At 75.3% G+C, this 11,057-nt stretch carries 8 protein-coding genes; 3 read left to right on the forward strand and 5 right to left on the reverse strand.

Features of this window, described 5'->3' with window-relative positions:
• The 3 genes from NT8_RS24195 to NT8_RS24205 all read left to right on the forward strand — a co-directional run.
• On the forward strand, positions 1-690 hold a 690-nt coding region (locus NT8_RS24195; protein WP_067974145.1), incomplete at its 5' end, for a 3-hydroxybutyrate dehydrogenase.
• Between the two features lie 104 nt (positions 691-794).
• Positions 795-2,135, forward strand: coding sequence for an MFS transporter (locus NT8_RS24200; RefSeq protein ID WP_067974164.1), 1,341 nt, complete (start codon positions 795-797; stop codon positions 2,133-2,135).
• Between the two features lie 32 nt (positions 2,136-2,167).
• Complete coding sequence (locus NT8_RS24205; RefSeq protein ID WP_067974148.1) at positions 2,168-4,045, forward strand: helix-turn-helix domain-containing protein; 1,878 nt, start codon at positions 2,168-2,170, stop codon at positions 4,043-4,045.
• Between the two features lie 61 nt (positions 4,046-4,106).
• On the opposite strand, the gene NT8_RS24210 is transcribed toward NT8_RS24205, so the two are convergent.
• The 5 genes from NT8_RS24210 to NT8_RS24230 all read right to left on the reverse strand — a co-directional run bounded on the left by NT8_RS24210 (position 4,107) and on the right by NT8_RS24230 (position 10,779).
• Positions 4,107-5,567 (reverse strand): alanine/glycine:cation symporter family protein, encoded by a 1,461-nt coding sequence (locus tag NT8_RS24210; RefSeq protein ID WP_067974151.1) that lies wholly within the window; start codon positions 5,565-5,567, stop codon positions 4,107-4,109.
• Between the two features lie 373 nt (positions 5,568-5,940).
• The gene (locus NT8_RS24215) at positions 5,941-7,488 is read right to left on the reverse strand and encodes a DEAD/DEAH box helicase (RefSeq protein ID WP_067974154.1); all 1,548 of its coding nucleotides are present in this window, start codon (positions 7,486-7,488) and stop codon (positions 5,941-5,943) included.
• 277 nt (positions 7,489-7,765) lie between these two features.
• Positions 7,766-8,581: an enoyl-CoA hydratase/isomerase family protein gene (locus NT8_RS24220; protein ID WP_174549630.1), complete on the reverse strand. Its 816-nt coding sequence runs from the start codon at positions 8,579-8,581 to the stop codon at positions 7,766-7,768.
• A 125-nt stretch (positions 8,582-8,706) separates the two neighbouring features.
• The gene (locus tag NT8_RS24225) at positions 8,707-8,913 is read right to left on the reverse strand and encodes a helix-turn-helix domain-containing protein (RefSeq protein WP_067974157.1); all 207 of its coding nucleotides are present in this window, start codon (positions 8,911-8,913) and stop codon (positions 8,707-8,709) included.
• 267 nt (positions 8,914-9,180) lie between these two features.
• Positions 9,181-10,779, reverse strand: coding sequence for an ABC-F family ATP-binding cassette domain-containing protein (locus NT8_RS24230; protein WP_067974160.1), 1,599 nt, complete (start codon positions 10,777-10,779; stop codon positions 9,181-9,183).
• Positions 10,780-11,057: the final 278 nt, after the last annotated feature.

An 11,057-nucleotide genomic window follows, 5' to 3' on the forward strand; every position in this document is an offset into this window, starting at 1 on the left:
CGCGCCGTCGCCCACCGCCTCGCGGCGGCGGGCGCCCGCCTGCACCTGGTCGACGTCGACGCCGCCGCCCTGCGCGCGGTCGCCGACGCCACCGGCGGCACCCCGCACACCGCCGATCTCACCGACGCGGCGGCCGTGGCCGGCCTGCCCGAGGGGGTGGATGTGCTGGTCAACAACGCCGGGGTGCAGCACGTCGCCCCGCTGCACGAGTTCCCGCCCGAGGTGTTCCACCGGATGCACGCGCTGATGGTGCACGCCCCGTTCCTGCTCATCCGCCGCTGCCTGCCGCACATGTACGCGGCCGGGTGGGGGCGGGTGGTCAACATCTCGTCGGTGCACGGGCTGCGGGCCAGCGCCTACAAGGCGGCCTACGTCGCGGCCAAGCACGCCCTGGAGGGGCTGAGCAAGGTCGCCGCCGTCGAGGGTGCGCCGCACGGGGTGACGAGCAACTGCGTGTGCCCCGGCTACGTCCGCACGCCGCTGGTGGAGCGGCAGATCGCGGAGCAGGCGCGCCTGCACGGCCTGCCGGAGGAGGAGGTCACCGCCCGCGTCCTGCTGGAGCGCTCGGCCGCCAAGCGGCTGGTCGAACCCGAGGAGGTGGCCGAGACCGCCGCCTGGCTCTGCTCCCCGCACGCCCGCGCCGTCACCGGCGCGAGCCTGACCGTCGACGGCGGGTGGACCGCCACCTGACGGCCGCCCGCCCGCTCCCGGCCCACCCGGCCCCCATCCCGCACACCCCGTACACCCCGTACACCCCGTACACCCCGTACACCCCCCAACGAAACGGTGCCCCCATGTCCCGACCCTCCGCGCCCCCGCCCGCGCGCACCCCGTTCGCCCGGGTCGTCGCGGCGAGCCTCGTCGGCACCACCGTCGAGTGGTACGACTTCTTCCTCTACGGCTCCGCCGCCGCCCTGGTGTTCAACGCCGTCTTCTTCCCCGAGTCCGACCCGCTGACCGGCACCCTGCTCGCGTTCACCACCTACGCCGTGGGGTTCGTGGCGCGCCCGCTCGGCGGGCTGGTGTTCGGCCACTACGGCGACCGCGTCGGCCGCAAGCGGCTGCTGGTGCTGAGCCTGCTGCTGATGGGCGGCGCCACCTTCGCCATCGGCCTGCTGCCCACCCACGCCGCGATCGGCGCCGCGGCCCCGCTGCTGCTGACCCTGCTCCGCGTGGTGCAGGGGTTCGCCCTCGGCGGCGAGTGGGGCGGCGCGGTGCTGCTGGTCTCCGAGCACGGCTCCCCGGCCCACCGGGGGTTCTGGGCGTCGTGGCCGCAGGCGGGCGCGCCCGGCGGCAACCTGCTGGCGACGGCGGTCCTGGCCGTGCTGGCCGCGACGATGTCGGACGCCGCGTTCCTGGCGTGGGGGTGGCGCATCCCCTTCCTGCTCTCCGGGGTCCTGGTGCTGATCGGCCTGTGGGTCCGGCTGGCGGTGTCCGAGTCGGCGGTGTTCCAGGAGGCCGCAGCGCGGTCCGCGGGCAGCGGCCTCGCCGAGCGCGCGCCCGTCCTGGGGGTGGTCCGCCACCACTGGCGCGAGGTGCTGGTGGCCATGGGCGTCCGCATGGCCGAGAACATCTCCTACTACATCGTCACGGCGTTCATCCTGGTCTACGCCACCCAGCAGGCGGGGCTCTCCGACGGCCAGGTCCTCAACGCGGTCCTCATCGCCTCGGCCGTGCACCTGGTGACCATCCCCGCGTGGGGCGCGCTGTCCGACGTGGTGGGCCGGCGCCCGGTCGTGGCGTTGGGCGCGGTCGGGGTGTCGCTGTGGATGTTCGCGTTCTTCCCGCTGATCGACCGGGGCACGTTCGGCGCGGTGGTGCTCGCGGCCACCGTGGGCCTGGTGCTGCACGGCGCCCTCTACGGGCCGCAGGCGGCGTTCTTCTCGGAGCTGTTCGGGACGCGGGTGCGCTACTCCGGCGCGTCGATCGGCTACCAGCTCGCGTCGATCGCGGCGGGCGGGCTGGCCCCGCTCATCGCCACCGCGCTGCTGGCCGCCTACGGGAGCGGGCTGCCGGTCGCCGTCTACGTCGCGGGGTCGGGCGTGCTGACCCTGGTGGCGGTGCTCGCCTCGCGGGAGACCCGCGGCCGCGACCTGCGCGCGGTCCCCACCGCGTCCCGGTCCGCGACGGGGTGAGCCGCCGCCCGCGCCGTGCGACGATCGGCGGCATGGACGCCTCCGCCACCGCCGCGCTCCGCCGGCTCCTCGACCTGCTCGCCGACAACGCGCCGGTGGAGGAGTTCGGGGAGCCGGCCGCCCGGCTGCGCGCGGCGGGCGCGCCGGCCGCCGACGTCGCGGAGGTCGAGGCGGCCACCCTCACCGCCCTGCGGCTGCACGCCCGGCTGGCCCAGCACCGGCGGCGCGAGGCCCAGCTGACCGCGCTGTTCGAGACCTCCGGCGACCTGGCGGCCTCCCGCGACCTCGACACGGTCCTGCACGCCATCGTGCGCCGGGCCCGGCACCTGCTGGGCACCGACACCGCCTACCTCACCCTGGAGGACGCCGAGCGCGGCGACACGTTCATGCGCGTCACCGACGGCTCGGTGTCGCCGCTGTTCCAGCGGCTGCGGCTGGCCTACGGCGACGGCCTGGGCGGCCTGGTCGCCGCCCAGGCCGCCCCCTACGCCAGCGCCGACTACCTCGGCGACGACCGGTTCGCGCACACGTCGGGCATCGACGCGGGCGTGGCCGACGAGGGCCTGGTGGCGATCCTGGGGGTGCCGCTGCTGCTCGGGGAGCGGGTGATCGGCGTGCTGTTCGCCGCCGACCGGGCGCCGCGCACGTTCTCCGCCGACGAGGTGGCGCTGCTGGCGTCGCTGGCCGCGCACGCCGCCGTCGCCATCGACGGCACCGCGCTGCTCGACGAGACGCGGGCGGCCCTGGCCGAGCGGAACCGGGCGCACGCCGGGCTGCGCGCCACCAACGCCGCGATCCGCCGCGCGGAGGCGGCCCACGACCGGTTCACCGACCTGGTGCTGCGCGGCGCCGACCTGGCCGACGTCGTCGGCGACGTCGGCCAGGTGCTCGACGGCGGGATCACCGTGACCGACGCCGGCGGCCGGGTGCTGGCACGGGTGGGTCCGCCGCCGCGCGGTCCGGTGGAGGAGGCGGTGCGCCGGTCCCGCGCGCAGCGGCGGGCGATCGCCCAGGACGGCACGTGGGTGTGCGCGCTCATGGCCGGGCCCGAGCCCTTGGGCGGGCTGCTGCTGACCGGGCGACCCGATCTCGACGACGCCGACCGGCGGCTGTTCGAGCGCGCGGGCGTGGTCACGGCCCTGCTCCTGCTGCTGCGCCGCTCGGCCGCCGAGGCCGAGGACCGGGTGCGCGGCGAACTCGTCGGCGACCTGGTGGCGGCGGCGGGGCGCGACCCCGACGCGCTCGCGGACCGCGCCCGGCGGCTGGGGGTCGACCTGGGGGCGGAGCACTGCCTGCTGCTGGCCCTGGCCGGGCAGGCGCCGCGGCGCCGGCTCGCCGAGCAGGCGCGGCGGGCGGCCGCCGACGCGGGCGGGATCAGCGGGGAGGACCGCGACAACGTCGTCCTGCTGGTGCCCGGCTCCGATCCGTCGGCGGCGGCCGCGCGGGTCCGCGCGGCGCTGGCCCGCCGGGTCGAGGGCGAGGTGACGGTGGCGGGAGCGGGGCCCGTGCGCGGCGCCGCGGCCGTTCCGGGCGCCCACGCCGAGGCGGAGCGGTGCCTGCGCGCCATGGCCGCCCTCGGCATGGGCGGACGCGGGGCGGCGGTCGGCGACCTGGGCTTCGCCGGGATGCTGCTGGGCGAGGGCGGCGACCCCGCCGCCTACGTGCGGCGGACCATCGGGCCGGTGCTCGACTACGACGAGCGGCGGGGTACCGCGCTGCGCCGCACGCTGGAGGCGTACTTCGCGGCGGGGCGCGGCCTCGCCCGGACGGCCGAGCGGCTGCACGTCCACGCCAACACGGTGGCCCAGCGCCTGGACCGGGTCGGCGACCTCCTCGGCCCGTCCTGGCGCGAACCGGCCGCGGAGCTGGAGGTGCGGCTCGCGCTGCGCCTGCACGCCCTGCGGGACTGAGGCGGCGCGGCCGGGGGTGCCGCGGGGGCGGGGCCGTTCGGGCCCGCCCCCGCGGGCGCCGTCAGGCCCGGTCGGCGGCGGCGGGCTCCGCCGTGTCCGGGGTGTTCTCCCAGCACTCGACGCCGCGGGCGTCGGGCAGCCGGTCGCGGGTGAACACCGGGTCGATCCCCTGCCGCCGCTGGGCGACGTAGTCCTTCAGCAGCAGGAAGGCGATACCGCCCAGCGGGGCGATGGCGGCGAAGTTGATCAGCGCCATGACGCCCATGAACACGTCGGCCGCGCTCCACACCAGGGTCAGCGGGGCGACGGCGCCGAGCAGCACCATCACCAGCACGGCCACCCGGTAGCCCGTCAGCACGGCCGGCTTGGCCGACAGGAACGCCAGGTTGGACTCGCCGTAGTAGTAGTTGCCGAGCACCGAGGTGAACGCCAGCAGGAACAGGATGAGCGTGAGCGCGTGCACCGCCCAGCCGCCGAGGTTGGCCTCCAGCGCGTTCTGGGTCATGCTCGGCCCCTGGTTCTCCCCGTAGGTCGGGTCGGACAGCAGCACGATGAACGCGGTGGTGGAGCAGACGATCAGGGTGTCGAAGTAGACGCCGAGGGTCTGCACCAGGCCCTGCTTGACCGGGTGGCTGACCGACGCGGTGGCGCCGGCGTTGGGCGCGGAGCCCAGGCCCGCCTCGTTGGAGAACATGCCGCGGCGCATGCCCTGGAGGATGGCGGTGCCCACGCCGCCCGACACGATCTCGCGCAGGCCGAACGCGCTGGCGAAGATGTCGGAGACGACACCGGGCAGCCGCTCGATGTTGAGCACGACCACGACGAGGCCGATGAGGATGTACAGGCCCGCCATCAGCGGCACCAGCGCCTCGGACATCTGCGCGATGCGGCGCACGCCGCCGAAGATGACCAGGGCGGTGATGACGACCAGGCCCACGCCGACGGCCCAGTACAGGCCCTGGCCGGGCTCGGCGCCGAACCCGGCCGCCGAGGTGCCGATCGCGTCGGCGATGCTGTTGGCCTGCACCGAGTTGAAGATGAGGCCGAACGTCACGGTGATGACGACCGCGAACAGCACGCCCATCCAGGGCTGCCGCAGGCCGTAGCGCATGTAGTAGGCCGGACCGCCCCGGTAGCCGGTCGCGGTGCGGACCTTGTAGAGCTGGGCGAGGGTCGACTCGACGAACGCCGCGGCGCCGGTCAGCAGCGCCATGGCCCACATCCAGAAGACGGCGCCGGGGCCGCCCAGGGCGATGGCCGTCGCCACGCCGACGACGTTGCCGGTCCCGACGCGCGCGGCGGCGGAGATGGCGAACGCCTGCAGCGACGAGATCGCCTTCTTGCCGTCGGGCGCGATCTCGGGCTTGCCGCCCAGCACGCGCAGCATCTCGGGCAGGAGCCGGAGTTGGACCGCCTTGGAGCGGATCGTGAAGTAGAGGGCGATCAAGAGCAGAAGGGGGATGACGAGATAACTCCACAAGGCATCGTTCACGGCGACGATGCCGTTGTTCACTGCGTCCACGCGGGAGGTGTCTCCTTCGGGGAGGGCACGGTGGAGCGCCCCCCGGCGGGGGGCGGCGCCGTGCGCGCGGTCGGCGGGTTCGCCGGGTCGCGGGCGGCGGGCCGCCCGTGAGCGCACCGGTACGCGGTGTGCGGACAGCGGGCACGCGAAAGGCGGGCCCGCCGACGCCGCGCCGGAGCGCCCCCGACCCTACACCGCTTTGTGCCGATGATCACCATTAGCGGCTGTCATCCCACCCGGTCGGCGGCCCACCCGGGTGGCGGGCCGACCGCCGCCCGGGACCGGCGCGGCGCCGGCCGGACGCCGGACGCGACGCGGCCGGGCGGCCGCCACCCGAAGGTGGCGGCCGCCCGGCCGGTGGAGCGTGCGGGCGTCAGCCGCGCGGAGCGCCCGACCGCTGGCGGTCGCCGCGCGGGAAGCCGCCGCCCCCGCGCCGGTCGTCGCGGCGGACGCCGCCGCGGTCGTCGCGGAACCCGCCGCGGCGCTCGCCGTCGTAGCGGCGGCCCTGGTCGCGCTGGTCGCGGCCGTGGCCGGAGTCGCGGGTGTCGCCGCCGCCCTGGCCGCGGCGCTCGCCGTAGGAGCCGCGGTCGCCGAACGACCGGTCGCCGTAGGAGCGGTCACCGTAGGAGCGCTCGCCGCGCGGGCGCCCGCCGTAACCGCCGCGGCGCGGGCCGCCGCCGCTGCGGGGACCGCCGCGGCCGCGGCGCGGACGCTCGGGCTCCGGCGGCTCGATCCACGGCTCCCAGGAGGGCTCGCGGGCGCCGGTGACCTCGGTCAGCAGCTCGTCGCCCGGGTTGACCAGGTGCTGCTTGGCGTCGACCCCGGCGTCGCCGAGGAGCTTGCGGGCCATGCGGCGCTGGTTGGGCGCCACCAGGGAGACCACGCGGCCGGACTCGCCGGCGCGGGCGGTGCGGCCGCCGCGGTGCAGGTAGTCCTTGTGGCCGGTGGGCAGGTCGACGTTGACGACCATGTCGATGCCGTCGACGTGGATGCCGCGGGCGGCGACGTCGGTGGCGACCAGCGCCTGGATGCGGCCCTCGCGGAACTTGGCGAGGGTCTTGGTGCGGACGCTCTGGGTCTTGCCGCCGTGCAGCGACGCGGCGGGCACGCCCGCGGCGACGAGCTGCTCGCTGATGGTGTCGGCCCGGTACTTGCTGCGCACGAACAGGATGGTGCGGCCGTCGCGCGCGGCGATCTGGGTGACGATGCGGGTCTTGTCGCGCGGCAGCACCTTGAGCAGGTGGTGCTCCATGGTGGTGACGTGCGAGACGGGCGGGTCGACCGAGTGGGTCTGCGGGTCGGTCATGTAGCGGCGGACCAGCTTGTCGACGTCGCCGTCGAGGGTCGCCGAGAACAGCAGGGTCTGCCCGCCGGGGCGGACCTGGTCGAGCAACTCGCTGACCTGCGGCATGAAGCCCATGTCGCACATCTGGTCGGCCTCGTCGAGGACGGTGATGCCGACGTCGTCGAGCTCGCAGGCGCCCTGCTCGATGAGGTCGCTGAGGCGGCCCGGGGTGGCGACGAGCACCTCGACGCCGCGCCGCAGCTCGTTGATCTGGCGGGTGTAGGAGCTGCCGCCGACGACGTCGCCGACCGAGGCGCCCAGGATGCGGGCGTAGGGCAGGAGGGCGTCGCGCACCTGGTGCGCGAGCTCACGGGTGGGGACCAGGACCAGCGAGCGCGGCCGGCGCGGCGCGGCGCGGTGCTCGGCGGCGCGGATCAGCAGCGGGAGCCCGAAGGCGAGGGTCTTGCCCGAACCGGTGCGGCCGCAGCCGAGGACGTCGCGGCCCGCGAGAGCGTCGGGGATCGTGGCGGCCTGGATCGGGAACGGGGTGGTCACACCGTTCTGCGCCAGCTTCTCGACGATCTTCGGGGGAAGCCCCAGGTCGGCGAAAAGCGGGCACGCGGCATTGTCCGTCAAGTGACGTAAACCTTCCTCATCAATCGGCGGCGTTTCGAGGAAGGCTCCGCGGACCGCACGGGGCACAGCGAAGAAATCACACAAACGCGCCGGATAAACGCGACTCGGGGGGTCTAGGGAGAGCCCCCGGCGCCGAGCGGCCCGGCGCGCCGGATGCGCGCAGCATGAAGTGACCGCAATCGTCAGCGTACTAGACATCCGCCGGGATCGGGCACGGGGCGGCGGAATTCCGTCCGTGATCCGCGCCTCCCCCGCCGGCGGCCGGCCGCCGGCGGGGTCAGCCGGCGGCGGCGCGGGCCAGCGCGGTGAGCCGGCCGATCTGCGCGCGGCGCTCGCGCTCGGCCTGCTCGGCGAGCCCGCTGCCGGCGGCCTGCTGGAGCAGCTCCTTGGTGGCCGCCGCCGCCTCGGCGGGGACCGCGAGGAGGGCGGCCACCAGGTCGTCGACGGCGCCGTCCAGGTCGGCGCCGTCGACGACCAGTTCGGCCAGCCGCAGCTCCCGCGCCTCGCGGGCGGAGACGGTGCGCGCGGTCAGGCAGAGCTCGATCGCGCGGTTGACCCCCACGATGTCGACCAGCGGCTTGGTGCCGGTCAGGTCGGGGACCAGGCCCAGGGCCGGCTCCTTCATGCAGAAGCGCGCGTCGTCGGCCAGCACCCGGATGTCGCAGGAGAGGGCGAGCTGGAAGCCGGCGCCGATGGCGTGGCCGCGCACGGCGGCGATGGAGACGATGTCGGGGCGGCGCAGCCAGAGGAAGCCCTGCTGGTAGTCCGCGATGTCCGCGTCGAGCGCGGCGCCGTCCTCGGGACCGCCGGTGAGGCGGCCCATGAGCGGGGGTTCACCCTCGACACCCTCGGGGCTGAACATGTCGAGGTCGATGCCGGATGAGAACGACGGACCCGCGCCCTTAATAACCACAATACGGACAGATGCGGGCAGCGACTGGCCGACATGGGCCAGCGTCCGCCACGTCCGCCCCGTCATCGCGTTGCGCCGCTCGGGCCGGTCCAGCGTGAGCGTGAGCACCGCGCCGGACACCTCGGCCCGCAGCCCGGCCGCCGCCGACTCACCGTCCGTGAGGATCGCCGCCTCCACCATCGCCCGCCTTCCGCACGTCGCGCGCCCGGTCGCGGGCGCGGCTGGAGTCCACCGTCGACGATCGCCCACCCTAACCCGCGGGTGACACGCGCGGGCGCGGGGGTCGGCCGAGCGCCGGATGGGGGCTAGCTCCGCCGCGTCGCCCCGCCGCGGCCACGCAGCGTGACGCCGGCCTCGGTCAGCAGGCGGTGCACGAAGCCGTAGGACCGGCCGGTCGCCGCGGCCAGGGAGCGGATGCTCTCGCCCTCGTCGTACCGTCTCTTCAGCTCAGTGGCGAGTTCCGACCGTTCGGTACCCGTCACCCTGGTGCCCTTCTTCAGGGTCTCGGCCACGACGTCCTCCTGTGCTCTCGGTGATCAAAGCGACATTGCTGCCCATGATCAGCCATGGGGAGGCGGCTGGCTACCCGTCAGCAACGGACCGGAGTCGTGTCGGCGCGTTGTGCGTATTTCGGACAGCACATAATCGTGTCCGAAATTGGGCCCGTGGCAACCGGGCGCCGCGGTGCGCGTCCGCGCCCCGCGGACCGGCCGCGGGACCCCCGTCCGCGCGCCGGAAGCCCTGCGGCGCCGGGCACGCGGCGTTCGGCGGTGGACCGGTTAGGCGAGCGTGATGAGGTCGGTGAACTCGACGTTCCAGACGTCTTCGACACCGTCGGGCAGCAGGATGACCCGTTCCGGCTGCAGGGCCTCGACGGCCCCCTCGTCGTGGGTGACGAGCACGATGGCGCCCTTGTAGTTACGCAGCGCGCTCAGGATCTCCTCGCGGCTGGCGGGGTCGAGGTTGTTCGTGGGCTCGTCGAGCAGCAGCACGTTGGCGCTGGAGACCACCAGCGCGGCCAGCGCGAGCCGGGTCTTCTCGCCGCCGGAGAGCACCCCGGCCGGCTTGTCGACGTCGTCGCCGGTGAACAGGAACGAGCCGAGCGTGCGGCGCGCCTCGACCTCGGGCAGGTCGGGCGCCGCGCTCATCATGTTCTCCAGCACGCTGCGCTCGGTGTCGAGGGTCTCGTGCTCCTGGGCGTAGTAGCCCAGCCGGAGCCCGTGCCCCGCGACCACCTCGCCGGTGTCGGGCCGCTCGACCCCGGCCAGCAGCCGCAGCAGGGTGGTCTTGCCCGCGCCGTTGAGGCCGAGGATGACCACCCGGCTGCCGCGGTCGATGGCGAGGTCCACCCCGGAGAAGATCTCCAGCGACCCGTAGGACTTGGACAGGCCGGTGGCCATCAGCGGGGTGCGCCCGCTGGGAGCGGGGTCGGGGAACCGGAGCTTGGCGACGCGGTCGGCCTGGCGCTGGCCCTGCACCGAGTTGAGAATGCGGTCGGCCCGGTTCAGCATCTGCTGGGCGGCCTTGGCCTTGGTGGCCTTGGCCCGGAAGCGGTCGGCCTGCTTCTGCAGGGCGCCGGCCTGCTTCTCGGCGTTGGCCTGCTCGCGGCGGCGGCGGCGCTCGTCGGCCTCGCGCTGCACCTGGTAGGCCTTCCAGCCCATGTTGTAGACGTCGATGACGCACCGGTTGGCGTCGAGGTAGAAGACCTTGTTGACGACGTCCTCGACGAGTTCCACGTCGTGGCTGATGACGATGAGCCCGCCCTGGTGCCCCTTGAGGAAGTCGCGCAGCCAGACGATGGAGTCGCCGTCGAGGTGGTTGGTGGGCTCGTCCAGCAGCAGCGTGTCGGCGCCGCTGAACAGGATGCGCGCCAGCTCGACGCGGCGGCGCTGGCCGCCGGACAGGGTGCCCAGCCGCTGGCCGAGGACCCGGTCGGGCAGGCCCAGGCTGCTGCAGATGGAGGCGGCCTCGGACTCGGCGGCGTAGCCGCCCATGACGTGCAGCTGCTCCTCGGCGCGGGAGTAGGCCCGCACGGCCTTGTCGCGCACCCGGGGGTCGTCGCTGGTCATCTTCTCCTCGGCCGCGCGCATGCGGCGGAGGGTGTCGTCGATGCCGCGCGCCGAGAGCACCCGGTCGCGGGCGAGGACCTCCAGGTTGGCGGCGCGGGGGTCCTGCGGCAGGTAGCCGATGCTGCCCGTGCTCGTGGCCGAACCCGCGGTGGGCAGCCCCTCGCCCGCCAGCACCTTGGTGAGGGTGGTCTTGCCCGCCCCGTTGCGCCCCACCAGCCCGATGCGGTCGCCCGCCTGGACGCGGAAGGACGAGGGCTCCAGCAGCAGCCGGGGGCCCACGCGCAGTTCGAGGTCGGTGGCGATCAGCATGTCGGGCGCTTTCTCGGGAGGGCACGGCGCGGCACCGGCGGTGGTCGGTCGGAGGGCGGCGGCGCGGGCGCGGCGGCCCGGAGGCGGCCGCGGGTGGCCGGCTCGGCCGAGGGGGCGGGGCGGACGGCCCCGGACGGTGCCGGGCCGACGCGGCGCGAACGCGCACCCGACCCAGCGTAGCCCTACAACGGCGCGCCCGCGCCCCGATATTCCGCCGCCGCGGCGCGGGGCGCCGCGGCGGCGGGGCGGGCGGGCCGCCGGGGGCTACTCCGAGCGGT

The sequence above is a fragment of the Nocardiopsis trehalosi NBRC 14201 genome (assembly GCF_001552555.1).
Lineage (GTDB): Bacteria > Actinomycetota > Actinomycetes > Streptosporangiales > Streptosporangiaceae > Nocardiopsis_B > Nocardiopsis_B trehalosi.